At 43.5% G+C, this 26,877-nt stretch carries 18 protein-coding genes and 1 riboswitch; of the genes, 16 read left to right on the forward strand and 2 right to left on the reverse strand.

Annotated features, from left to right (window positions below):
• Nucleotides 1-486: 486 nt before the first annotated feature.
• On the reverse strand, nucleotides 487-1,389 hold the full coding sequence (locus AC4HAL_RS02480; RefSeq protein WP_491092822.1) for a helix-turn-helix domain-containing protein: 903 nt from the start codon (nucleotides 1,387-1,389) through the stop codon (nucleotides 487-489).
• Between the two features lie 336 nt (nucleotides 1,390-1,725).
• Here AC4HAL_RS02480 and tgt point away from each other — a divergent pair, with 336 nt between their 5' ends.
• The 15 genes from tgt (at nucleotide 1,726) to AC4HAL_RS02555 (ending at nucleotide 22,545) form a co-directional block, all read left to right on the forward strand.
• Nucleotides 1,726-2,868, forward strand: coding sequence for a tRNA guanosine(34) transglycosylase Tgt (gene tgt, locus AC4HAL_RS02485; protein WP_491092823.1), 1,143 nt, complete (start codon nucleotides 1,726-1,728; stop codon nucleotides 2,866-2,868).
• A 57-nt stretch (nucleotides 2,869-2,925) separates the two neighbouring features.
• A complete protein-coding gene (locus AC4HAL_RS02490) occupies nucleotides 2,926-3,171 on the forward strand; it encodes a GlsB/YeaQ/YmgE family stress response membrane protein (RefSeq protein WP_447452940.1) in 246 nt (81 codons plus the stop codon).
• Nucleotides 3,172-3,359: 188 nt separating this feature from the next.
• Nucleotides 3,360-3,662 carry a CHY zinc finger protein gene (locus AC4HAL_RS02495; protein WP_491092824.1) on the forward strand — a complete coding sequence of 101 codons (303 nt, stop codon included), beginning with the start codon at nucleotides 3,360-3,362 and terminating at the stop codon, nucleotides 3,660-3,662.
• Between the two features lie 14 nt (nucleotides 3,663-3,676).
• Complete coding sequence (locus AC4HAL_RS02500) at nucleotides 3,677-4,207, forward strand: biotin transporter BioY (protein WP_491092825.1); 531 nt, start codon at nucleotides 3,677-3,679, stop codon at nucleotides 4,205-4,207.
• Nucleotides 4,208-4,332: 125 nt separating this feature from the next.
• Nucleotides 4,333-5,616, forward strand: a complete 1,284-nt coding sequence (locus AC4HAL_RS02505) for a DUF975 family protein (protein ID WP_491092826.1) — start codon at nucleotides 4,333-4,335, stop codon at nucleotides 5,614-5,616.
• Between the two features lie 191 nt (nucleotides 5,617-5,807).
• A complete protein-coding gene (locus tag AC4HAL_RS02510) occupies nucleotides 5,808-10,208 on the forward strand; it encodes a PolC-type DNA polymerase III (protein ID WP_491092827.1) in 4,401 nt (1,466 codons plus the stop codon).
• 492 nt (nucleotides 10,209-10,700) lie between these two features.
• On the forward strand, nucleotides 10,701-11,141 hold the full coding sequence (locus AC4HAL_RS02515; RefSeq protein ID WP_447452935.1) for a MarR family winged helix-turn-helix transcriptional regulator: 441 nt from the start codon (nucleotides 10,701-10,703) through the stop codon (nucleotides 11,139-11,141).
• 96 nt (nucleotides 11,142-11,237) lie between these two features.
• Nucleotides 11,238-11,783, forward strand: a complete 546-nt coding sequence (locus tag AC4HAL_RS02520; RefSeq protein WP_491092828.1) for an NADPH-dependent FMN reductase — start codon at nucleotides 11,238-11,240, stop codon at nucleotides 11,781-11,783.
• Nucleotides 11,784-12,212: 429 nt separating this feature from the next.
• Nucleotides 12,213-12,629 (forward strand): MarR family winged helix-turn-helix transcriptional regulator, encoded by a 417-nt coding sequence (locus AC4HAL_RS02525; protein WP_491092839.1) that lies wholly within the window; start codon nucleotides 12,213-12,215, stop codon nucleotides 12,627-12,629.
• A gap of 266 nt (nucleotides 12,630-12,895) precedes the next feature.
• The gene (locus AC4HAL_RS02530) at nucleotides 12,896-13,255 is read left to right on the forward strand and encodes a rhodanese-like domain-containing protein (RefSeq protein WP_491092829.1); all 360 of its coding nucleotides are present in this window, start codon (nucleotides 12,896-12,898) and stop codon (nucleotides 13,253-13,255) included.
• Between the two features lie 499 nt (nucleotides 13,256-13,754).
• Nucleotides 13,755-14,594, forward strand: coding sequence for a TraX family protein (locus AC4HAL_RS02535; protein ID WP_491092830.1), 840 nt, complete (start codon nucleotides 13,755-13,757; stop codon nucleotides 14,592-14,594).
• A 40-nt stretch (nucleotides 14,595-14,634) separates the two neighbouring features.
• Complete coding sequence (locus AC4HAL_RS02540) at nucleotides 14,635-15,303, forward strand: response regulator transcription factor (protein WP_491092831.1); 669 nt, start codon at nucleotides 14,635-14,637, stop codon at nucleotides 15,301-15,303.
• Nucleotides 15,285-16,679: a sensor histidine kinase gene (locus tag AC4HAL_RS02545; RefSeq protein ID WP_491092832.1), complete on the forward strand. Its 1,395-nt coding sequence runs from the start codon at nucleotides 15,285-15,287 to the stop codon at nucleotides 16,677-16,679. The genes AC4HAL_RS02540 and AC4HAL_RS02545 overlap by 19 nt, the downstream gene beginning before the upstream one ends.
• 104 nt (nucleotides 16,680-16,783) lie before the next feature.
• A complete protein-coding gene (locus tag AC4HAL_RS02550; protein WP_491092840.1) occupies nucleotides 16,784-17,479 on the forward strand; it encodes a CPBP family intramembrane glutamic endopeptidase in 696 nt (231 codons plus the stop codon).
• Nucleotides 17,480-17,991: 512 nt separating this feature from the next.
• Entirely contained in the window at nucleotides 17,992-22,545 is a 4,554-nt protein-coding gene (locus tag AC4HAL_RS02555; RefSeq protein WP_491092833.1) for an antigen I/II family LPXTG-anchored adhesin, read from the forward strand.
• Nucleotides 22,546-22,741: 196 nt separating this feature from the next.
• Here the strand turns inward: AC4HAL_RS02555 and thiT are convergent, their stop codons facing one another.
• Nucleotides 22,742-23,314 (reverse strand): energy-coupled thiamine transporter ThiT, encoded by a 573-nt coding sequence (gene thiT, locus AC4HAL_RS02560; protein WP_491092834.1) that lies wholly within the window; start codon nucleotides 23,312-23,314, stop codon nucleotides 22,742-22,744.
• Between the two features lie 85 nt (nucleotides 23,315-23,399).
• Nucleotides 23,400-23,531: riboswitch (TPP riboswitch) on the reverse strand.
• A 266-nt stretch (nucleotides 23,532-23,797) separates the two neighbouring features.
• On the opposite strand from thiT, the gene AC4HAL_RS02565 reads away from it, so the two are divergent.
• Nucleotides 23,798-26,877 (forward strand): antigen I/II family LPXTG-anchored adhesin (locus AC4HAL_RS02565; RefSeq protein ID WP_491092835.1); only part of this gene is annotated, 3,080 nt, incomplete at its 3' end.

Here is a 26,877-nt window from a genome sequence, read left to right on the forward strand (position 1 = left end):
TAAGCCTTTTGGCTGCTTAAGTATTTGTCATTATAGATATTAAGTTTTTTAATTAGGATAGATTGTAAAATAAAGTGCAACAAAAAAACTCATAGAGCCTCAATCGTGTAAACTAGGTTACAGGACATCTTTTGAGGCACTGTTGAATGAGTTTTAAAAAAGTTGTACTTATTATTGCAATTCATCATTATGAAAAAACTCCATAATATCTGCAGCGGGTGAACTCACCGATTGGAGATATTACAGAGTTAATTATTAAGCTAGATTAGCTCTACGCAAGTCGTTCCTAGTCAATATTAATTATTAGTGTAAAGCTATTCCTAAAAGAGCTAGGGTGGTTAAAATTTCCAAGATTTTTTTCAAGTTCATTTTATAAAGACTTCCTTTCGTTTGATGAGTCTATTCTATCTTAAGTTTCTCAAAGCAGCAACGACATCAATGTCACCTTTTCAGAATGACACCTAAAAACAAAAATATGTTTTTCTGCTAATTTATTCCATCATTGGTCATCTCCATCTTAACATCTGCAATGACGTTAGAATCACCTAAGATTTCTCCCAGCATCAAAGCTTGTTGGTAGAGTTCTTTAGCCTTTACCTTATCTTTAACGACCTTGACATAGTACTTGGCTTCAAGTTCTAAAAGGGCTGGTTTATAGGTGGGAAGCTGAGCCTTGTCAATAATTTGCTGAGCCTTCTCCAGCAAAGGAAGAAGATTCCAGTAATCATCATGAAGGGCATAAACGGAAGTTGCTTCTATAACAGTAATCAAAAATTCAATATTATAAAGTTCATCTGCTGCCAATTCCTGCTGGAGCAATTTTTGTTCCAGCAGCTTGAAGGTTGCTTGATCATAATCCGCTGCTTTTCCACACTTCTGTAAAAAATAACTCATATAAAGATAGTCATTAAGGGCAAATGTCTCTTTCTTGAGTGCTTGCTCAAAGGCATCATCGTAGATCTCCTCGATGTTAGGAATATCCTTTTCATGGAAACTATCTAGAATATTTTCTGAAAGATCCAAAAAGAGCAACTCATCTTCGGGCAGAATATCAAAGTACCTGTCATAAATCTTCTCGATCAGCTCTTGCTTTTGTTGGAGTCTTTCTGTATCACCATAGGTAGGAAACTTTACGATCTGTCCCTTTAATTTCCAGTAATCATCAGGTACTTGAATATCGTTACCATCCAATAGGTCAGCTATTTTACTTCCCAAGCTGTTAGCAATGAACTCTAATTTTTCTAGAGTTGGCATAGATTGACCACCTTCAATTCTTTGAAGCTGTCGGATTGTTAATTTCCCTTCGTCTCCACATACCTCCCCCTGTGTGAGCTGCTGGCGATTTCTTTCAGCTTTAATTCGTCGTCCTAACTCTTCTTTAATTGTCATAAGAGCACCTCCGATTTTGTTTCATATTATGATAATTATATCGTTCTCCCCAATATTTGTACAATATCAAAAACTGGATATGTATAATCACTAATTCACGATAAGATACCTTTACCCGAAATAACTAGACTATCTTTACTAGCAATAATGTACGAGTACATTTCACTTCTTGCAGTACACTAGCTCTCTAATGCTGGTGATAGTATAGCTCTTTTTTAAATTATTAATTTCAGCCTCTATGTCCATTACTGCTCTAAGTGACAAGTCTGTCTTATTTTGTTAAAATAGTGAAGCTAATTTGCTCTTAAAAATAAAGGTAAGACGAGGGAGAAGTGAATGACAGATTATCCAATCAAATACCGTTTGATTAAGAAAGAAAAGCACACAGGTGCTCGTTTGGGTGAGATTATCACACCGCATGGCACTTTTCCGACTCCTATGTTCATGCCAGTTGGGACTCAGGCGACGGTCAAGACCCAATCGCCAGAGGAGCTCAAGGAGATGGGTTCCGGAATTATCCTATCAAACACCTATCACCTCTGGTTGCGTCCAGGTGATGAGTTGATTGCTGAGGCTGGTGGTCTGCACAAATTTATGAACTGGAATCAAGCCATTTTAACCGATAGTGGTGGCTTTCAGGTCTACTCTCTGGCAGATAGCCGCAACATCACAGAAGAAGGTGTAACCTTCAAAAATCACCTCAATGGCGCCAAAATGTTTCTCTCACCTGAGAAAGCTATCGCCATTCAGAATAATCTAGGCTCGGATATTATGATGAGCTTTGATGAATGCCCGCAGTTTTATCAACCTTATGACTATGTCAAAAAGTCTATCGAGCGCACCAGTCGTTGGGCCGAGCGGGGCCTTAAAGCCCACCGCCGTCCGCATGACCAAGGGATCTTTGGGATTGTCCAAGGTGCGGGATTTGAGGATTTGCGTCGTCAATCGGCTGCTGATCTTGTCAGCATGGATTTTCCAGGCTACTCTATTGGGGGACTTGCTGTTGGTGAGAGTCATGAAGAGATGAATGCCGTCCTCGACTTTACAACTCCTCTCCTGCCAGAAAATAAACCGCGCTATCTCATGGGAGTAGGAGCTCCAGACAGTTTGATTGACGGAGTCATCCGCGGAGTTGATATGTTCGACTGTGTGTTACCGACTCGTATTGCCCGCAATGGCACCTGCATGACCAGTCAAGGACGTTTGGTTGTAAAAAATGCTGTCTTTGCTAAGGACTTTGGACCTTTAGATCCAGATTGTGAGTGTTATACATGCCGAAACTATTCACGCGCCTATCTGCGTCACCTGCTCAAAGCGGACGAAACCTTTGGTATTCGCCTGACCAGCTACCACAATCTCTATTTCCTAGTCAACCTGATGAAGAAGGTTCGTCAAGCTATCATGGACGATAGTCTGCTAGAGTTCCGTCAGGACTTTCTTGAGCGCTATGGTTATGGAAAAAATAATCGAAATTTCTGATATCTGGCTGTTAAAGCACAGAGCCGCTTCTACTTGTTGTTAAATGGAGGATAAAAGATGATAGGGATAGGATCGCTGATTGTCGGAGCCATTATTGGTGCTATAGCCGGCAGTATTACAAATAGAGGCAGCTCCATGGGTTGCTTGGCAAAGATTTTCGCTGGTTTAATTGGTTCTTGGATTGGTCAAAAATTATTTGGCTATTGGGGACCGAGCTTAGCAGGTATGGCCTTGCTGCCCTCTGTAGCTGGTGCTGTCATCGTCATTGCGCTTGTTTCGCTCTTTTTCGGGGATGATACCTGAATTAATATCCCTATAGCATGAATCAGTTGGGAATGTTGGCAGCAGTACTTCTGACTTCTTATAGCTAATGGGAGTACTGCGTTACAAGCCAATTTTTGTTCGCTGTTTGTTAACGTATTTTTTATGTTTGGTTGACAAGCGATACTAGCTATGCTAGACTAAGACCAATGACAGTTAGGAGTAACTTTATGCGAACCATACGAGGCATTGATCTCGATGAGGCAGGTCGGTGTTATCACTATCACAGTGAGACCGATATCGTGGCCTTAAAATGTCAAGCTTGCCAAACTTTTTATGCCTGCTACCAATGCCATGACAGCCTCTGTGATCACCGCTTTCAGCCCATGAATAAAAACGAGAAGTGCTTAGTCCAATGTGGTGCTTGTCGGTCATTGTTAGATTGGTCAGAGTACAAGTCTGGCCATTGTCCGCATTGTTGTCATCCCTTCAATCCCAAGTGCTCTTTGCACGATAGTATCTATTTTAAGTGAGAATCGGAGAAAAAATGAAAACAAAAGATCTCGTATCTATTGCTATGATGACAGCTCTTTTGGTCGTCCTCAGTTACATACCGGGCATCCCCCTAGGGTTTATCCCTGTTCCTATTGTCTTACAAAATCTCGGTGTTATGCTGGCTGGCAGCTTGTTAGGAGGCAAAAAAGGCAGTCTGTCAGTCTTGCTTTTGTTTCTAGTCGGTCTTGTCATTCCGGTTTTTTCAGGTTTGACAACAACAGTTAAGGTAATGATCGGTCCAACAGCTGGCTATGTCCTTGCTTGGCTTTTTGTTCCTCTCTTGATGGATTGGGGCTTGTCTCGTCTGAAAAGACGTAGGGCTGTGCTGACCTTCGTAGTTATTTGGCTGGCTGGTGTCCTATTTGTTGATGTACTTGGGGGCTTGTATCTAGCCTTTTTTACGGGAGCTCCCCTTTTCACAGCTGTAGTGACGGGCAGCCTGGCTTTCATCCCCGGAGATACAGTGAAAGTTTTTGTTGCAACTATTGCAAATCTGCGTTTTCATAAGATGTCGCATAACTAAAAGTGTACTTTTCAAAGCTCTGTAGCAAGATTTGCTAAGTCCTACTGGCATCGAGGTCCTTTTTTACATTGACAAGCTTTCTTAACCGTAATAGAATAGTAGTATTAAACTAAAAGGAGTTTGTTGTGAAAACGAGAAAAGAGCTAAAAGAACAAGCTAAGATAGCCCTGCGTGGTAACTGGGCTTGGGGAATCGGTGTCATACTAGTACCAATGCTAGTCTTAGTGGCGATCGTCCTAGTCCTGCTGGGGGTTCTAACCCTCGTCTGGAAGCAGGCCTCTGGCTTAGAATTATCAGTTAGTACCAATATTGTTTTGGTCTTTCTTACCATGGCCTTTCTGATTCTAGCTCTCTTCGCCTTTTTTGCGACTGTTGGCATCAGCGCGGGGGCTAACTATGCTTATTTAGAGTTGATTCGTGGCCGTAAATGGTCTTTTAGACAGGCAGGCACCTATGCCTTTAGGAACCAACGCTTTGACAGCATTTTTGGTCTTGTTCTTATGTCCAACATTTTTAGTCTGCTTTGGTCAGTTCTGTTGATCGTCCCCGGTGTCGTAAAGGCGATTTCTTATTCACAAGGCCTCTTCTTACTCAAAGACGATTTTGATGCTGATAACGGCATCACCACTACTTCAGCGATCACTAAAAGTCGTCTCATGATGGAAGGGCATAAAAAAGACTTTTTTCAGCTTGTGCTGAGCTTTTTAGGGTGGTACTTGCTGGTTACTGTCTTTGCTGCGCTGCTAGGAATTGCTGCAAGTCAATCTGTCTTAGAAACGGGATCATCAGCAGGGGTCGCTTTGATCTTGGTTTTGAGCATTATCATCGGTTTGGTTTGTGGTTCTATTTTGGCACCTTACCTAGGAACAACCGTGGCGGCCTTTTACGAAGATTTACGTCAGCAAGAGCAACCTAAAGAACTGGAAGAGCTTGAAGAAGTATTAGCCCAGAAAAAGGCTGAATTTGAGGAATCTTTGGCAGACTACAATGCCCAGCTTGCCAAGCGTAAGGCTGATAAGCAAAAAGCTCACGATGAAAAAATAGCTAAAAAGTTAAAAGCCCAGAAAGAGCGGGAGGAAAAGCGCCGCGAACAAGTAGCGCAAAAGCGTGAGCAGCGCGAAGCTAAGAAATCCCAAAAGGCAAAAGAGACTAAGACCTCTGCTAAAAAATTAAACGCCGAATCAGCAGCTAGTTCTAAGGCTGAGGCGGCTAAAACTGAGAAGGCAGATGTAAAATCAGAGGCCTCTGAGCTTAATGGTAAAAAGAGCACTCAAGCAGATACCCAAACATCTAATACGACAGATAAGTCTGAGAAGGCACTACCTTCTAAATCAAACAAAAGTAATCAGTCTACGACTAAAAAGCCTAAATCAAAGTCCAAGAAGAAAAAGTCTAAAAAACGTAAATAGGGTTTTAAATTTAGCTCTGAAATATCAGGAAACAGTTTTGTTGGTAACTTGCCGTATCGGCAAAAAAGCACCAAAAGGGGTGGAACAAGATCAGTTCCAGCCCCTTTTCTAAGCCTTTTGGCCTGAGGCAATGGGGAGATTTTATAGGCTATTTATGCTATAATATACTGACTATTAAGGAGTAAAATATCATGTCAGACTTGTTCAAAAAATTGATGGAACAGATAGAAATGCCGCTTGAGATGAGACAGTCTCCAGTATTTTTGTCTGCTGACATTAAGGAAGTTAAAGTACATGCTGTTAGCCGTCACTGGGAGTTTCATTTTAGTTTTGCTGAAATTCCACCCATTGAAATTTATCGCGAGTTAGCTGACCGTTTAGTCAGGACCTTCGAACAGGCTGATATCAAGGTCAGTTTTGACATTGAAGCTCAATCTAATGATGTCTCAGACCAACTGCTTCAGGAATATTATAGAGAGAGTTTTAATCTTCCTCTGTGCAATAGCGCGAGTTTTCGCTCTTCATTTTCGGATTTAGCAGTGTCTCGCGAAGGTCGACAAATCATTATTCATGCCCCCAGTTTTCTGGATAATGACCATTTTAAACAACAGCACCTGCCTAAGCTGGAGAAACAGTTTGCCCAGTTTGGCTTTGGGGCTGTCACATTTACGATTAGGACCGACGCTGACAAGACCCAAGAGCTGACTCAGGCCTTTGAGGCTCGAAGTGAGCAATTAATTGAGAAGGCTCAGGAAGAGAACGCTCAGGCTGTGGCCTCCCTAGAAGCTTCTATGCCTGCCCAAGAAGAGGCTGCTCCCACTCCCAAATTTGACTATAAGGAAAGAGCAGCTAAACGTCAAGCTGGTTTTGATAAGGCAGAGATCACACCTATGGTGGAGATCGAAACAGAAGAAAATCGTATTGTTTTTGAAGGGATGGTCTTTGATGTAGAGCGCCGTACAACTAGAACCGGTCGTCACATCATCAGCTTTAAAATGACAGATTATACCTCATCTTTTGCCATGCAGAAGTGGGCTAAAGATGATGCCGATTTGCAAAAGTATGACATGATTGCCAAAGGTGCTTGGCTGCGCGTTCGCGGAAATATTGAAAATAATCAGTGGACCAAAACCTTGACCATGAATGTGCAGGATGTGAAGGAAATTGTCCATAAGGAACGCAAGGATCTTATGCCCGAAGGGCAAAAGCGTGTAGAATTTCACGCCCACACCAATATGTCTACCATGGATGCCCTACCTACGGTTGAACAGCTAATTGACAAAGCAGCTAACTGGGGGCACACAGCTGTTGCTATCACCGACCACGGAAACGTTCAGAGTTTTCCCCATGGTTACCACCGAGCTAAAAAGGCAGGTATCAAGGCTATCTTTGGCTTAGAAGCTAATATCGTTGAGGATCGTGTGCCGATTACTTACAATGAAGTGCCTATGGATTTGCATGAAGCAACCTATGTTGTCTTTGACGTGGAAACCACAGGGCTTTCTGCCGTAAATAACTCTTTGATTCAGATTGCGGCTTCTAAAATGCACAAAGGTAATATCATTGATCAGTTCGATGAATTTATCAACCCAGGCCACCCCCTCAGCCAGTTCACGACTGATCTGACAGGGATTACGGACAACCATCTTAAAGATGCCAAACCGCTCTTGCAGGTTCTGCAAGAATTTCAGGACTTTTGTAAGGATACGGTCTTAGTTGCCCACAATGCTACCTTTGACGTTGGCTTTATGAATGCTAATTATGAACGCCATGGTCTGCCCCTGATTACTCAGCCAGTCATAGATACTCTAGAGTTTGCCCGTAACCTCTATCCTGAGTATAAACGCCATGGTCTAGGCCCTTTGACCAAACGTTTTCAAGTGGCCTTAGATCATCACCACATGGCTAATTATGATGCGGAGGCCACAGGGCGCCTGCTCTTCATCTTTATTAAAGAGGCGCGTGACCACCGTAATGTTACTGATTTATCAGAACTTAATACTAAGTTGGTTTCAGAGGACTCTTACAAAAAGGCCAGAGTCAAACATGCTACCATCTATGTACAAAATCAAATCGGTTTAAAAAATATTTTTAAACTGGTTAGTTTATCCAATGTCAAATATTTTGAAGGTGTAGCCAGAATACCAAGAACGATCCTGGATGCTCACCGTGAAGGGCTGCTGCTGGGATCAGCTTGCTCGGAAGGCGAGGTTTTTGATGCAGTAGTAACCAGCGGTGTAGATAAGGCGGTGGAAGTAGCTCGCTACTATGACTTTATTGAAGTGATGCCACCGGCTATCTATGCCCCCCTTTTGGCTAATGATCTGATTCAAGATCAGGCTGGAATTCAACAGGTTATCCGTGATTTGATCGAAGTGGGACGCAGACTGGATAAGCCGATCCTAGCGACGGGAGATGTCCACTACCTAGAGCCTGAAGATGAGCTCTATCGGGAAATCATTGTCCGCAGTTTAGGACCAGGAGCTATGATTAATCGCCCAATCGGTCGTGGTGAGGATGCTAAGCCAGCTCCTCTGCCCAAGGCCCATTTCAGAACGACGAATGAAATGCTGGATGAATTTGCCTTCCTAGGGGAAGAGCTTGCTTATGAGATTGTAGTCACAAACACACAGGACTTTGCAGAACGCTTTGAAGAAGTAGAGGTGGTCAAAAATGACCTCTATACGCCTTATATCGACAAGGCCGAAGAGACTGTCGCTGAAAAAACTTATGCTAGAGCCTTTGAGCTCTATGGCAATCCTCTGCCAGACATTATCGATCGCCGTATTGAAAAAGAACTGACCTCTATCTTGGGAAATGGCTTTGCCGTTATTTATCTGGCCTCCCAGATGTTGGTTGATCGGTCGAATAAGCGCGGTTATCTAGTTGGTTCACGGGGATCTGTCGGCTCTAGTTTTGTGGCAACGATGATTGGGATTACTGAGGTTAATCCCATGCCTCCCCACTACATATGTCCAGACTGTCAATATTCGGAGTTTATTACGGATGGATCCGTCGGCTCTGGCTTTGATTTACCAAATAAGGACTGTCCCAACTGCGACCAGTCCCTAATGAAAGACGGTCAAGATATTCCCTTTGAAACCTTCCTGGGCTTCGATGGCGATAAGGTGCCCGATATCGATCTTAATTTCTCCGGTGATGACCAACCATCTGCCCATTTGGATGTGCGTGATATCTTCGGTGAAGAATATGCCTTTCGTGCCGGAACTGTCGGTACTGTTGCGGAAAAGACAGCTTATGGCTTTGTCAAGGGTTATGAGCGTGACTATAATAAATTCTACCGTGATGCTGAGGTCGATCGCTTAGCTATGGGGTCAGCTGGTGTTAAGCGAACAACGGGTCAGCATCCTGGCGGTATCGTTGTTATTCCGAACTATATGGATGTTTATGATTTCACTCCTGTTCAATATCCGGCTGATGATACGACAGCAGAATGGCAGACCACCCACTTTAATTTCCATGATATTGACGAAAACGTCCTCAAACTCGATATTCTGGGTCATGATGACCCAACCATGATTCGTAAGCTTCAGGATCTCTCGGGAATTGACCCTACAGATATTCCAGCCGACGATCCGGATGTCATGAAGCTCTTTTCGGGAACTGAAGTTCTTGGTGTGACCGAGGAGCAGATCGGAACACCGACGGGGATGCTGGGAATTCCTGAATTTGGTACTAACTTTGTTCGAGGGATGGTTGATGAGACTCATCCGACGACCTTTGCTGAATTACTCCAACTTTCTGGACTCTCACACGGGACCGATGTCTGGCTGGGCAATGCTCAAGATTTGATAAAAGAAGGCATTGCCACTCTTTCAACAGTTATCGGCTGTCGGGATGATATCATGGTTTATCTCATGCACGCAGGTCTTGAACCCAAGATGGCTTTCACTATCATGGAGCGGGTGCGTAAGGGGCTTTGGCTTAAAATTTCTGAAGAAGAGCGCAATACTTATATTCAAGCCATGCGCGATAACAATGTTCCAGACTGGTACATTGAATCTTGCGGGAAGATCAAGTACATGTTCCCTAAAGCCCATGCAGCTGCCTATGTTATGATGGCCTTGCGCGTAGCTTATTTTAAGGTGCACCATCCTATCTACTATTACTGTGCCTACTTCTCCATTCGAGCTAAAGCCTTTGAGCTCAAAACCATGAGCGCAGGGGTAGAAGCTGTCAAGGCACGTATGGAAGATATTGCTGTTAAACGTAAGAATAATGAAGCGTCCAACGTTGAAATTGATCTGTATACCACTTTGGAAATTGTCAATGAAATGCTGGAGCGCGGCTATCACTTCGGTCAGTTAGACCTCTATAATAGTGAAGCAACCGAATTCAAGATTGAAGGCGATACTCTCATCCCGCCATTTGTGGCTATGGACGGACTTGGTGAAAACGTTGCTAAACAGATTGTTGCTAGCCGTCAAGAAGGAGAATTCCTATCTAAAACCGAGCTGCGCAAACGCGGTGGGGTTTCAACTACTCTAGTTGAAAAAATGGATGAAATGGGTATTCTAGGTGATATGCCTGAAGATAACCAACTGTCGCTTTTTGATGATTTTTTTAATTGACCTCCTTTTTGCTTCTAAAAATTTCCACGGGTTAAAAAGTAGTTTCTGACACGGCTTTAATCAATCAATTAGCCTTAGGTTTATCTAAGGATTTGATCCTTTATTTGAAAGAAGGATCAGATCCTTTTTATATTTCCAAAATAAGATGTTTAGCTTGCGACTCTTAGTCAGAAATGCTACAATGAAAGAACTTAGAGGTCATTTTAGGAAAGTAAAAAAGCTGAATATAGCAGCTTTAACAAGGGAATTGGTTTCATTTTAAACTATTTTTCAGCTCTTGGTAGAACCCTTAATAACCAAGCGATAGCGACCAAGGCCAGGCGTCAGGTTTGTCTGTAGTTTTGTGGATTTAAGGTGGCTCGTATACAAGGGCGATTACAATTTTTGTTGAGAAGAGGATGTCCTAGTTTCTCCTTTGTTTGTTCAATAAATTAATTGATTCCAAACAGACAGTGCTGGGATTCCGCTTCAACCCATTTGAGGAGATAGTCTATGACAAAATTTAAAAATTCTGCTGTCAAAAGTATGGTTGTCATGAGAAAAGCCTTCCATACTATTGATAGCCGAGTTTCCACAACTTTCCGTGACTTCGATTTGACCCCAGCCCAGTTCAGTGTTCTTGATGTACTTTACAGTAAAGGCTCCATGCGTATTGGAGAACTGGTGAGCAGTATTTTGACGACATCGGGTAATATGACCATTGTCATCAAAAATATGGAAAAGAGCGGTTGGATTCGACGTGAGGCTAGTAAGAGGGACGGCCGTGCCTATATTATTCATCTCACTAAAAAAGGTCGCCGCATTATTGAGCGGGCCTTGCCAGCACATATTGAGGCAGTAGAAGAGACTTTTAGCATATTAACGCAAGAAGAGCAAGAGCAGCTGATTACCCTCTTGAAAAAATTTAAAACTCTTGATCAAAATGATAAGTGAGCAAATTTTTATACAAGATCCTCTGGTTGTGCTATTATTACTACATAGTAATAGTTGAAAAATTACTAAACACAATATTTTTAAGGGGAAACCTATATGAAAAACATTTTATTTATTGTCGGATCGTTGCGTCAAGGCTCTTTTAGTCAGCAGTTGGCTCAGCAGGCTGAGCAAGCCCTTGCTGGCAAGGCCGAGGTCACCTATCTTGATTGGGCTCAGGTTCCAATCTTTAATCAAGACCTTGAAACACCGGTATTGCCAGCAGTTCAAGCTGTTCGTGACGCTGTTAAGACAGCTGATGCTATCTGGATTTTCTCACCAGTCTATAACTTTGCGATTCCGGGTTCTGTTAAGAACTTACTGGATTGGCTTTCTCGTGCTGAAGATCTTTCAGATACAACAGGTGCTTCAGTCCTTCAAGATAAGGTTACAACAGTATCTGTTCTGGCAAATGGCGGTAATGAACCAGTAGCAGAGAGCTACCGTAACTTGATGCCATTTATCCGCACACAGTTTGTGGACCAAGTGACTTTCTCAAAAGTTAACGATTCTGCTTGGGCTGATGGTAAATATGTAGCTTCTGAAGAAGTCTTAGCAGATTTGGCTAAGCAAGTCCAAGCTCTTCTTGCAGCTATTGGCTAAATCCTAATCTATATAAAAGAGAGTAAGAGATGATCGATACTTTAAAGAAATCGATTTACCTCTGCTCTTTTTTGTAATATAAGTATAGACATTGGCTTTATAACTTCAGTGGATAAATCCCTACTAGGAGTTATAGGGCCTTTCTTTTTTGATCTTGTTAGTAGCGTTAGTGATAGTTAAAAGAGGAACTCTAAGCTTTTGGTATAATCAATCGCCGTTTTCACCTTAGCATTATAGGAATAAAAGGCTAAATTACAGCGAACTCAGCTAGAATTAGTTATAAACGAATAAGAATGCTGCGACCTCAGTGATCTATCAATAAAATTACCCACTGCACTTTTTCTTGACAAATTTCAGTTCCTGCTTTATAATCATTTTAACTGATAATCAGTAAAGATGATTATATATAAAGAATGGAGGTGAACTCTTATAAGAGTTGAAGAATCATGGGGATTTACCCTAAGTAAAATTGCTCAGTCTATGGACAGACGCTTTAGCAGCCATTTAAGCCAGCATGGGTTGGATTACAGGGATTCCAGATATTATGGTGTCCTCTTAGCCATATTTAATTCTCCCAATCATACTCAGCTTAAGATTGGTGAGAAAATGAGCATAGACCGAACTAGTATTGGGCAAATTATTGATGTGCTTGAAGAAAAAGAATTGGTGAAGCGAGAGCGAAATCCTAGAGATCGCCGTCAGAACGTGCTCGCCTTGACTGCAAAAGGTGAGAAGCTGGTTTCCGATATGTGGTTGGTTATGAGACAGGCTGAGCATGAAGTGATAGAGGAATTATCAGACAGTCAAAAGGCTATCCTATTGCAAATCGCTGAGCAAATAAGCTGAATCAGCTTCAAACGTGCAAAATTAGTTTTTTTCTGTTTGAGCAGAAGGGCAGTGTACTCTTAAGCTCTTTTGTCGCTGCAGAAGTTGAAGTGAGGTAGCCAGTAACCGCAGCTGTACTCTCGCTTCTTTCTTGCCATTCTTAGTGGTTCTTCTGGATTTTCGAAGGGGGGTAAATTGGTAAATTCAACTGCCTGTAAAAAAACTAAAATAGAGAACCGTTAAAACTTGGGTTGAAAAATCCCGACAATATTATAAGGAGAACTATTATGACAAAAATTGAATTACTGGAAACCTACCTTAGCCTTTATATTAACCATTTTGAGGTATTAAAAGCCATGGAAGATGATGACTCACCTTATGTCCTCCTTGACGTCCGCAATGCACCAGCTCATGTTAAAAAAGAGCAGATAAAAGGAGCCAGAGCTCTACCTGCTAAAGATTTAGCCCAAGAATTAGGGAGCTTAGCCAAGGATAAAACCTACGTAGTTTATGACTGGAACAGCGGCACCATATTAGGCAAACAGGCACTGTTACTTCTCTTATCAGCTGGGCTAGAGGCTTATGAATTGTCAGGCGCCCTTGAGGGTTGGAAGGGGATGAATTTGCCTACTGAAGCTGTCATATAATCTCCTCTATTTAATCTTATTGGACTTTACTTTTAATATGTGTTAGAGCAGCATGGAATGAGAGTTGTTAGGAGAAGGCTCCGTGCCCTGTCCTTTTATTTCCGAGTGATGAGTGTGCGGAGTAACTGGAACTTATGCTGCCATCTATAGCTCTTCAGAATTTTTCAGCTACCTAGCGCAACCTGTAAATTTGAAGCAACTTATAGCTGCCCCAACCTGACACACAGCGGCAATCAATGGAGTTCGAACTGGGTTATGGCTAGCACTTATTTTTATACTTTTGCCATCGCGATAAATAGTGGAAAAATGGTATCGCGATTGCTATTTCAGCCTCTAATTATTCTAGCTAAAGAAGCGTATGAAATTTGGAGCAGAGAGCTATCAGCATAAGAAGCGTATAAAGATGTCAATTGGACCTTTATACGTTTTTTATTTTGCTCTTCCTGATAAAGTCCTTAAATTTATTGTTTATACTAAGAATAGGTAAGGAGGACTACTTATGACAAAATTCAAGAAGCTGACGGGCTTTCAGCTCAAATACATCGCCTTGGTGCTCATGCTGCTAGACCATATTCATTACTTTTTTGACTATACAGGAAAGATCCCCCTGTGGTTCACTCAGCTTGGGAGACTATCCGCTCCTTTGTTCTTATTTACGATTATCGAAGGGTTTATTCATACGCATGACCGCAAGAGATATTTTCTGAAGATTTACGGCTTAGCTATTGCCATGGGACTGATTCAGTTTGGCTTTTATAATGTGCTGCAGCCTTTGGTACGGGGAGATGGCTTCTTTCCTAAGAATATGATGCTGTCCTCCTTTGCCATTTTGCTGGTTGCTCTTCAAGGGATTGCTTGGATTGAGGAGAGGAAGTACCTTCGAGGCATTCCGACCCTTCTTTTTCCGATTCTTCTGCCCTTTCTTTTCATGCCTTTCTACCGCATTTTCATGGGGTCTGGTAATCAACTGGGCATGTTTGTTGTTAACCTGCTCAATTTTACGATCCTGCCGCTGCATCTTTCCATTATGGATGGTGGAACGGTAACTTTGATTGTAGGCATTGCCATGTATCTCTGCCGAAAAACGCTCAAAAGGGAAGTTCTCGCCTTTGTCATTGTTTCGCTGCTAATTGAGTTAGGCCGTAGTCTTCTGGTGGGTGCACCGCTGACGCTTCACGCATTTTTATTTCTTTATTTTGAATGGATGGAAATTTTTGCAGCACCGTTCATGCTTATGTATAATGGCAAACGAGGCAAGGGCAGTAAGCATCTCTTTTATATTTTCTATCCGCTGCATATTTACTTGCTCTATGGCTTGTCAGTATTACTTTATGGATGATATGATAAGAATGGTACGGATAACATAAAAAGGAAAAAAGATGACACGTATTTTGGTAATTGATGATGAAGCAGATATTCTGACTTTGGTAAAAAATACCTTAGAGCTGCAAAGCTATTTGGTAGAGACTTTTACCAGTGCTGAACAAGTTGATCGTTCAAAGTTAGTAGATTATGATTTGATTCTACTGGACATTATGATGCCTGATATCGATGGCTTGAGTTTTTGTAAAGAGATCCGCTCTCTGGTGGACAGTCCGATCATTTTTCTGACAGCTAAGTCACAGGAAGCAGACATTGTCACAGGGCTTAGTTGCGGAGCAGATGATTATCTGGTTAAGCCTTTTGGTGTCCAAGAGCATTTAGCGCGTGTTAATGCCCACTTACGTCGGGAAAGGCGTGAACATCATACCAGTTTAGTCTTAGGAAATATTCGGTTCGATCTGTCTGCCAAAGAAATTTCTATCAGCAATCAAGTACTTGCCCTGACTAAATCAGAGTACGAAATTTGTGAGTATTTGGCCAAACACCGCGGTCAGGTTTTCTCTAAAGAGCAGCTTTATGACTATCTCTATGGATTTGAAGAACGCGGAACACCTGCAGCCATTGCTGAGCATATCAAAAATATTCGAGCAAAATTTCGGATGGCTGGAGCAGAACCCATTGAAACAGTTTGGGGGATTGGTTATAAATGGCAAACAAACAATTAAACCCATCCTTGACCAGTATTTTCGTAGCTTACTTCATGAGTGTTGTTCTGGGAGCAGTAGGAATGGGGATTATAGCTTACATTGGTTTGATAGTGGCTTTTAGAACCGGATTTATCTTGCCAGCTAATCAGACAGAAAATGAGTTGATAAACTTAACACGCTCGATTGAGACAGATTCGCATTTTAAACTATCCAATCTTCCACAAGGGACTAGCTATCTGCTCGTGGATAAAGATGGACAGGAACTACAAACTAATATGAACCCCCAATTAAAGAAGAAGGCATCGTCGTCTCGAGATTCTTACAGTCTTGACCATGGTCGCTATGGGTATTTCAAAACCTTTAGGAGGCCTGACGGCAGCCATCTTATTGTCAATTATAAACTCAGGCAGCGTTACCGTGATCCTTGGTTAGAGCAGCATTTACCCCGTCTGAGCATAGTTATTATTGGTTTATTGAGTCTAGGACTCTTATTCTATTTTATCTTGACCAGCCTTTTCTTTGGCCGTTATGTCAAGCGCCAGTTGTGGCCTATTATAAGGATGACAGAGAAGATCCAAGAGGAGGAGTTAGAATTTTCTTTACCAAAGACTAGAATCAAGGAGTTCGACCAAATTATCCAGAGTTTGGACAGACTGCGTATTAGTTTGAGAGAGTCTCTTCTTGAGTCTTGGCAGACAAAGCAGGACCAGAGCTACCAGATAGCCGCCCTGACTCATGATCTCAAAACTCCCTTGACAGTTATCAAGGGTAACACCGACCTTCTGGAATTGACGGACTTAACTGAGAAACAAGCTGATTTTCTGAGCCATACTAAGAGAAATATCCAAGCCTTGGATGACTATCTTCAAGAGCTAACAGAACTGTCGCAGACGCAGAGCCAGCAGGTCTTTTCTCCTCAGATCCTTACAGTCAGAGACTTTATAGAGTCTCTCAATCGTGATCTTAAAGGACTGGCTACTGTCAGAGGCCTTACATTTGATTGTCTGGTGTCGCTAGCATTCACGGATCAAGCAAGCTGGGATCCCAAACTGCTCAAACGAGCGCTTATCAATATTGCTGCTAATGCTATAGAGCATAGTCCTTTGGGGACTAACGTTTCCATACATTATCTGAAACAAGACAGTCAATTAATCATCACCTGTACTGATAGTGGACCTGGTTTCAGTCAAGAAGCTCTAAATTCAGCTAAAATGCCTTTCTTTACTGTGAATAGCAGCCGTAGTCGCAGCCAATCTCATCAAGGACTAGGCCTAGCTATTGCGGATAATATTATCCGCCTGCACAAGGGCAGGCTTGAGCTGTCAAATACAAAACAAGGCGGTGGCCGAGCTACCGTTATTCTACCGATTGTAAATGAACTTGGGAACACATAGCAGACCCCGATTTTGGGATATAGTGAAATTATTCTTACTGTTATCATTATCAAAATGAAAAAGAAATGGTACACTATATCTAAATAAAATTATAAGGGGATATGATGAAACTATTTTTTAATATTCTTAAAGTTATTGGTTTACTGGTTCTGGCCATATGCTGCAATATGGTTCCTATCTTGCTTTTACGAAATCAATCCTATTTTTCTCTGCCGCTCAAGTGGGGACTGGGTCTGCTCTGTATCCTTTTTATCATTGCCGTTTTCACATTGCTCTGGCGAAGCTATAAAAAGCATGAACCCGAGACCGTCAAGCTTCAAAAGATGACCTGGGGGGATATCGGGTACAATTTTCTCTTCTTTTTGGCGGCCCGAGCAGTGGCTGTTTTTGGAACCTTGATTCTCGCTTGGATATCTGGTCAGAGTCAGACAGCAAATGACCAAGCGCTTGCCAAGTTGACAGACTTCTTTCAGGGCGGATTCTTTCTCTATACGGCTTTATATTGTCTGATGATTGGTCTGATGGCACCGCTCATTGAAGAGCTGGCCTTTCGCGGTTTTCCGCAGGTACTTCTCTTTAAACAGCGTAAAATATTAGCTGGTTTGGTAACCTCCTCGATTTTTTCCTTGGGGCATGCTGCGACCATTCCGGAATTTTTTCTCTATGCCCTATTAGGAGCAGTCCTCTATAGCGCTTATCAGCGTCGTGGCAATATCAAGGACTCTATGATGGTTCATATTTTTAATAACCTGCCAAGTGCTATCTACCTCCTCCTTATTGGCTTCGGACTGCTTCATTAAAGGTCCTGAAGTAGATAGATTCCATAATACAGGAGAAAGCATAAAATCATGTTGTTGCAGCAGTGATGTTATGCTTTTTTGTTGGGCTAAGTTATTTGATTTTGACTAGAAATCTTAAATAAAGGGGAGCTTCTCATAGATAGGGGTGGGACAGCCTTATCTAGCTAGCTTTTTCAGTCCAAGATTAAAAATCATTTGCTAGAAAGAGCAGGATCGGAGCAATAATGCAGGCAAGGCCTTCAGTTTTAAAATAGCTTTCTTTGGCTTTAGAGCTGTCCTAGAGAAATACCCCCATCTCCTCAACCCCCTACCTGTGAAGGTCTTTAGCTAGGCTTGTAAAATTGTGATAAAACCTAATATTTATTAAGAGTTAGCGTATAAATTTCGAAAGATTATCAACTGCTAGCAAATAAAAGCCAATTAGCTTGTTTAGTTCCTAATAAAATGGTAATATGACATCGGTGTAACTAAAAAAATGAAATGTTACAACTCGATTAAAAGGAGTAAATAAGATGAAACACAAGGAAACTTTTGGTTTTCGCAAGAGTAAAATCAGTAAGACCCTTTGTGGTGCCCTGTTGGGAACTGCTATTATTGCGTCTGTAGCAGGTCAAAAGGCATTTGCTGAAGATACGGAGATCAGTACAACATCTACTGTTGATACAGAAGCAGTAGCTGGAACAGAGACTGGGAATCCCGCAACTAATCTGCCAGAAAAGCAGGCTGCTCCTAGCTCGCAAGCAGAGACTAGTCAAGCCCAAGCAGAGCAAAAAACTGGTTCAATACCTGTCGATGTAGCGGCTACTGAGCTTGATGAGGCTGTAAAATCCGCTGCTGAAGCTGGCGTGTCGGTGTCACAGGATGAGACTGTTGACAAGGGGACTGTGGGAACGTCCCAAGAAGCAGATGAAAAATTAAACGAGATTCAGGCTGACTACAGCAAGCAGGCAGAAGCTATCAAAACCACAACAGAAACCTACAAGGCTGATGTGGCTGCTAACCAAGCAGAAACTGATCGTATCAATCAAGAAAACGCAGCTAAGAAAACTCAATATGAACGAGATTTAGCTGCTCATCAGGCAGAAGTTGAGCGGATTAATGCTGCTAATGCTGCTGCCAAGGCGGACTATGAAGCTAAATTAGCTCAGTATCAAAAAGAGCTGGCCCTTGTCCAACAAGCCAACTCAGACAGCCAAGCCGCCTATGCAGCAGCTAAAGACGCCTACGAAAAAGAACTGGCTCGCGTGCAGAAAGCCAATGCGGATGCCAAAGCGGCTTACGACAAGGCTGTGGCTGAAAATACAGCTAAGAATGCTGAGATTGCAGCAGAAAATGCCGCCATCAAACAGCGCAATGCAGATGCCAAAGCTCAATATGAAGCAGCCCTGAAGCAATATAATACAGATTTAGCAGATATCCAACAAAAGAACAAGGATAATGAGGCGGATTATCAAGCTAAACAGGCCGCCTACGAGCAAGAGCTCGCTCGCGTGCAGAAAGCCAATGCCGATGCCAAAGCGGCTTACGATAAGGCTGTGGCTGAAAATACGGCAAAAAATGCCGAGATCGCAGCAGACAACGAAGCTATCAGACAGCGCAATGCAGATGCCAAAGCTCAATATGAAGCAGCCCTGAAGCAATATAATACAGATTTAGCAGATATCCAACAAAAGAACAAGGATAATGAGGCAGACTATCAAGCTAAACAGGCCGCCTACGAGCAAGAGCTCGCTCGCGTGCAGAAAGCCAATGCGGATGCCAAAGCGGCTTACGACAAGGCTGTGGCTGAAAATGCAGCTAAGAATGCTGAGATTGCAGCAGAAAATGCCGCCATCAAACAGCGCAATGCGGATGCTAAAGCCGACTATGAAGCCAAATTAGCCCAATATCAAAAAGACTTAACCCAATACCAAAAAGACTTAGCTGACTACCAAACCAAGCTAAAAGCTTACGAAGATGAGCAGGCCGCTTACAAGGCTGCCTTAGCAGAGCTAGAAAAACACAAAAATGATGATGGATATTTACCATCACCAGAATCGCAACCTTTTGTCTTTGAGAAGGAAAAAGAGGCCTCCCTTGAAATTACATCGGGAGATAAAGTCTATAACGCTGACGAATTCTACGCCGAAGCAGATAAAATGGACTATATTAAGGCAGATACGCCATTTAATACAGAAAAGAGACGAGTTGCCTATAGCCACTTTTGGGGTGGAATTCAAGATAGTGCAGATTGGCCGGGCAAGCGAGTATTTTTGCCAAAAGGTAGACCTGTTGTTGCAAAGTACACCAACTTAAAGAATTCAGAGCTGAATGGTATAAAAATTGCTTCTGCAGAATTCATATATACGCTAAAAGATACCAGTCTTAATGCCGATAAAATACCTGCCATGCTATATGATGATCCTACCGCAACGATCTATTACTTTGAGTTCTTTGGCTCACAGAGTATTGATGTAGAAATTAGGTTTTATGATGAAGATGGAAATAAAATCGATGCGACGGGTGCATTGCTAGATTTCTCTTCACTTAATAGAGGACATGGTTGGGCACAGTATGATGGTGTAAATGCCATTGAGAAGGTTGATTATCACACAGGGACGGCCATTGAAATAAACGGTTCTTCTGTAAAAGACAATGGAGATGGCTTATACGCCGCTACTCCAAACTATACTAAGACCAATCAATCGAGATTTGAAAGCGGTGAATGGGATAGTTCGGATTCCCCATTGAATTGGTACGGAGCCATTGTTGGTAAACAAACGGGTTCCGATATCAAATTTACGATTTCTGCTGAAAACGCTTCGGGAATATGGTTCGCTTTTGATTCTAAGATAAAGGCAAAGGATATTCCTAATAAACCGATGGAATCTGAGCCAACACCGCCAGTAGCTCCAACTCAGCCTTCAGAACCTGTTTACGAGGTCGAAAAGGACTTGGAACCAGCCCCGGTAGAACCCAACTACGAGCCAGAACCAACCCCGCCGACTCGGACACCGGATCAGCCGGAACCCAACAAGCCGGATGAGCCTAACTATGAAGTGGAACAGCCATCCGAACCAGCCCCGGTAGAACCCAACTACGATCCAGAGCCAACGCCACCGACTCGGACACCGGATCAGCCGGAGCCCAATAAACCGGATGAACCTAACTATGAGGTGGAACAGCCATCCGAACCAGCTCCAGTAGAACCCAAGTACGATCCAGAGCCAACACCACCGACTCGGACACCAGATCAGCCGGAACCCAATAAGCCGGATGAGCCTAACTATGAGGTAGTGCCAACGCCGCCAGTTGAACCTTTTTATGAGAAGGTTCCTGATCCAGTTAATGTACCAAGAGTTCGCTACCATTACTATAAATTAGAGGTTCAACCGAGTGTAGCCAAAGGCATCACCAATAACATAGGAGTCGATATCGACAAGACCTTGGTCGCTAAGCAGTCAGTGGTCAAGTTCCAACTGAGAACGGCTGAACTGCCGGCCAACCGTGAGGAAACCACCTCCTTCGTCTTGGTCGATCCCCTGCCAAGCGGCTATCAGTTCAACCTCGAAGCGACTAAGGTGGCCAGTCCAGACTTTGAGGTCACCTATGATCAAGCGACCCATACGGTGACCTTTACGGCCACAGCTGAAACGCTGGCCCTGCTCAATCAGGACTTCACCAAGGGCATCACCGCCCCAGTCCCAACCATTGTCGGTCAGGTCATGAACGACGGGGCCACCTATGAAAATAACTTTACCCTAACGGTCAATGATGCTTATGGGGTCAAATCCAATATCGTTCGGGTCACTACCCCAGGGAAACCAGGAGATCCAGACAATCCCAATAATAACTACATCAAACCGCACAAGGTCAATAAAAATGAAAATGGCACCGTGATTGACGGCAAGACCGTCCTGGCTGGTTCAACCAATTTCTACGAATTGACGTGGGATCTGGATCAATACAAGGGCGATAAGTCTTCCCCAGATACCATTCAAAAAGGGTTCTTCTATGTAGACGATTATCCAGAAGAAGCTTTAACCTTGCGTCCAGAATTGGTAAAAATTACCGACGCTAAAGGCCAGGCTATAACAGGGATCAGTGTCGCTGATTATGCCAGCCTTGAGGCGGCCCCAGAAAACGTTCGGACCATGCTTCAAGCAGCTAAGATCACACCAAAAGGGGCCTTCCAGCTCTTTACAGCGGATGATCCGCAAGCCTTCTATGAGGCCTATGTAGTTAAAGGGATTGATCTGACCCTTGTGAGTCCTATGATGGTTAAGGCTGAGATGGGTCAAACAGGCGGTTCCTATGAGAACAAGGCCTACCAGATTGACTTTGGCAATGGCTATGAGTCCAATATTGTGGTCAATAACGTGCCTAAGGTGGATCCTAAGAAGGATGTGACCCTGACTTTAGATCCAGCCGATACCAATAACCTTGACGGTCAGAGCGTAGCGCTCAACCAAGTCTTCAACTACCGTCTGATCGGTGGGATCATTCCGGGCAACCGCTCGGATGAGCTGTTTGAGTATAACTTCTATGATGACTATGACCAGACAGGAGATCAGTATACCGGACAGTATAAGGTCTATGCCAAGTCTGACATCACCCTTAAGGATGGGACTGTAATCGCAGCGGGAACGGATGTGACCGGTCGTACGACGGCAGACGTCAATGAATCTGATGGTCTCATTGTCATCAGATTTCAGGAAGCCTTCTTGCGTTCGGTTTCGCTGGCCTCTAGTTTCCAAGCGGAAAGCTACATCCAGATGAAGCGGATAGCTGTCGGCACCTTTGCGAACACCTATATCAATACGATTAACGGTGTAACTTACAGTTCCAATACGGTTAAGACAACGACGCCGGAGGATCCAGCTGATCCTACGCCGCCAGCGCCTAATCATGACCGGATGCCGCTAACCGTGACCTATCACTTTGAGGACGCGACAGCGCAGCCAGCAAAGGCCAGCCTTTTACCACAGACTGGCAGCAAGGACAGTGCTTATCTGCCGCTTTTAGGCTTGAGTGCGATTTTAGCTAGTCTTGGTTTGACAGGGATGCGCCGTAAGAAGGAAGCATAATGGCTAGAAGTTATTAGGAGCTAGTCTTGGCTCATATACGATAAGACTGTATAAAAAGCCCTCGCTGGGATTAAACTCAGCGAGGGCTTTTTGGGTGTGTGTCTACTGCAGTAGGTGACAAATTTTATTTCATTTACCGTTTTCTAAAATTTGATGATTCCTGAAGTTGAATTCCTTTTAGTCTAAGTTGACCTTTTTAGCTTATCAACAGAAAGCGTTTGATAAAAGGAAAGAGCAAACCCAGAGCAATGATGCAGGCTAGGGTCTCACCCAGCCAAGAAGAACCATTGACAATGGCAGAATAGATGAGAGCTGACTGTCCCTTAGGAGCGTAGCTTCCCCAGAAAATAATTCCAGCAATAAAATGGACAATATAGCGAGACAGGCCGCCGACTAAGATGCCAAGGATCATGGTGGTCCAGCTCCTTAAGGGCTGATTTCTTCTAAGGGTTTGTTCAAATGAAGGCTGAACGACTCCGGCAAGTCCGATTAAGCTAAAGGCAATGAAGTATTCTAAAAAGCCCTGCCAGAGATTAAGCCAGCCTCCGGCTGCCTGACCAGTTACAACCTGTAAAATTCCCCAGATAAGGCCTGCCAACACGGCGGGCCTTGTCCCGCGGCGGAAGGCTAAGATAAAAATAGGAACCATTTTAAAAGAGAGAGAGAGCCACGGTCCCAGCGATAAGGGCTGGGTAAAAATATCTAAAACCATAGCCAAACCTGCAAATAAGGCTATTTCAGCCATAGAAGCAACATTTGTTTTTTGCATAAAAAAATCCTTTCTCGTTACCGCAGTCAAGACTGGGCACTTACATGATTGCCACAATCAAAACCGCAATAAACTCAAGGAAAATTTATTATGATTTTCACATCCCTTACGCAAGCATTACCTTGTTCAGGTTCAAAGAGTTTAGACGAAACTTCCAATCCAAAGTAGCAAGGATAGAAAAAGGTCATTCTCAGCAAAAGCTCCTCTTGTGACGTCTTCATCATAGCAAAATTTTGTGCACTTAACAAGGTCTTATCCCTATGATATCAAAAGCTAATAAGCCGATTAATCAGGCTAAATGCAAATAGTCAAGGAAGATTTGTACTCAGAAGACCAATCACAATTTATCTGTAATAAACAGAAAAATGTCATATATTTTTCAAAACAATGGCAGTGTGAGACAATAATATTTCTTAATCAGGGGAATTATGTTACAATATTCCCGGCAATATTATTTGCTTAGAAAAATATTGGGAGAAAACAATGAAAGCAAAACAAGTTTACGGTTTTCGAAAAAGTAAGGTTGTGAAATCTCTATGCGGTGCTGTGTTGGGAGCCACAGCGCTGGTGTCACTGACAGGCTATAGAGCAGCAGCCGAGGAAGTATCGGAAACAACATCGACAAGCGGTGTTGACACGAAGGTTGTCGGGACAGCAACAGGCAACCCAGCGACTAATCTGCCGGAAGCTCAAGGGCCAGCCAGCGACCAAGCCAGCCAGAGTCAGGCCCAAGCCGGCCAGAACAATGGGGAGAAGCTGGTTGTAGAGGCTCCGTCACCAGAATTGGAGCAGGCGGTTAAGGAAGCCTACCAAGCTGGTGTGACGGTTCAAGAAGAGGCTGATGTGGACGCGGGAACCGTTCAGACCTCAGAACAAGCAGCTGCTAAGCAGGCGGAGATCGATGCGGATTATGCCCAGCAAGTAGAAGAAATTAAGACAACCGTCGACTCTTATAAGGAAGAAGTTGCTAAGCACAAGGCGGAAGTTGAACGAATAGATGCAGAAAACAAGGCCGCTGCAGAGCAATATGATAAAGATATGGCTGCCCATCAGGCAGAAGTTGAACGGATTAATGCTGCTAATGCTGCTGCCAAGGCGGACTATGAAGCTAAATTAGCCCAGTATCAAAAAGAGCTGGAAGCCATTCAAAATACAAATAAAAATAATGAAACCGCTTATCAGGCTGCACTTGCAGCCTACCAAGCAGAGTTAGAGCGCGTTCGCAAGGCCAATGCCGATGCTAAAGCGGCTTACGACAAGGCTGTGGCTGAAAATACGGCAAAAAATGCCGAGATTGCAAAAGAAAACGAAGCTATCAGACAGCGCAACGCCGATGCCAAAGCTCAATATGAAGCGGCCTTGAAGCAATATGAAGCTGATTTGGCAGCAGCTCAGCAAGGCAATAAGGATAATGAAGCGGATTATCAAGCTAGGAAAGCAGCTTATGAACAAGAGCTCGCTCGCGTACAAAAGGCCAATGCCGATGCCAAGGCAGCCTATGATCAGGCTGTCAGGGACAACAATGCTAAGAATGCTGAGATTGCAGCAGAAAATGCAGCCATCAAGCAGCGCAATGCGGATGCCAAAGCTCAATATGAAGCGGCCCTGAAGCAATATGAAGCCGATTTAGCAGATATCCAACAAAAGAACAAGGATAATGAGGCCGATTATCAAGCTAAACAGGCCGCCTACGAACAAGAGCTCGCTCGCGTACAAAAGGCCAATGCCGATGCCAAGGCCGCTTATGATCAAGCTGTTAAGGACAATAATGCTAAGAATGCTGAGATTGCAGCGGAAAACGCTGCTATTAAACAGCGCAATGCTGACGCTAAGGCTGACTATGAAGCCAAATTAGCTAAATATGAAAAGGACTTAGCCAAATATCAAAAGGACTTGGCTGAGTATCCTATCAAAAAACGGGAATACGAAGAGGAACAAGAGCGAATTAAAAAAGCTCTGGAAGAACTTGAGAAGCATAAGAACGAAGACGGGAACTTAACAGAACCATCTGCTCAAAACTTGGCTTATGACTTAGAACCGAATGCTCAACTGTCTGTGGTAACAGATGGCCAGTTCGTCAAGGCCTCTTCTGTAGATGATGCCTTTAGTAAGAGCACTTCAAAAGAGCCATATGATAGAAAAGTTCTGCAAGTGGATTATCTTGATATCAGTAACATGCTGCAGGCCGATGATGTGACAGACTCAATTGAGCTCTATGGTAATATCGGGGATAAGGCTGACTGGACCACAACTATCAGCAATGAAAATGAAGTTAAGTGGGCATCTGTTCTCCTAGAACGCGGTCAAAGTGCTACAGCGACTTACACCAACTTGGAAAACTCTTACTATAATGGTAAGAAAATTTCTAAAGTTGTGGTTAAATACACTCTAGATCCAGATTCAAAATTCCAAAATACAGATAAGGCTTGGTTGGGTATCTTTACCGATCCAACACTAGGGATCTTTGCCTCTGCCTATACAGGGGTGGATGAACAGAATACCTCTATCTTTGTTAAAAATGAATTTACATTTTATGACGAAGACGGCCAACCAATTGACTTTGACAACGCCCTCTTTTCTGTGGCTTCCCTTAATCGTGAAAACAACTCGATTGAAATGGCTAAGGATTACACAGGGGAATTCGTTAAAATCACTGGCTCATCTATCAGTGAAAAAGATGGTAAAATCTATGCGACAGATACCCTCAACTTTAGACAAGGCCAAGGTGGCGCTCGTTGGACCATGTATAAAAGGGGTAGCGAACCTGGTTCTGGCTGGGATTCAGCCGATGCACCTAACTCGTGGTATGGTGCAGGGGCTGTCCGCATGTCCGGCCCAAATAACAGTATCACTCTGGGTGCCATTTCTGCAACCTTAGTATTGCCTGAAGAGCCTACTTATGCAGTTGCTGCTGGTAAAAAACCAAATATCTGGTATTCTCTCAATGCTCGAATTCTTGCGGTTAACGTACCGAAAGTGACCAAGGAAAATCCAGAACCACCGGTAGAACCTACCAAGCCTTCAGAACCTGTTTACGAGGTCGAAAAGGACTTGGAACCAGCCCCGGTAGAACCCAACTACGAGCCAGAGCCAACCCCACCGACTCGGACACCGGATCAGCCGGAGCCCAACAAACCAGATGAGCCTAACTATGAAGTAGAACAGCCATCCGAACCAGCTCCGGTAGAACCCAACTACGAGCCAGAACCAACCCCGCCGACTCGAACACCGGATCAACCGGAGCCAAACAAACCGGATGAACCTAACTATGAGGTGGAACAGCCATCCGAACCAGCTCCAGTAGAACCCAAGTACGATCCAGAGCCAACACCACCGACTCGGACACCGGATCAACCGGAGCCAAATCAGCCGGATGAGCCTAACTATGAGGTAGTGCCAACGCCGCCGACGCCGCCAATCCTACAGCGTTTCCCTGGAGCACCCGCTGTTCCAACGGTTCGTTACCACTATGCTAGCTATGCCATCCAGCCTCAGGTTAACAAGGCCATCACCAATAACATAGGGGTCGATATCGACAAGACCTTGGTCGCTAAGCAGTCGGT

Source organism: Streptococcus sp. ELY_125 (assembly GCF_058314535.1).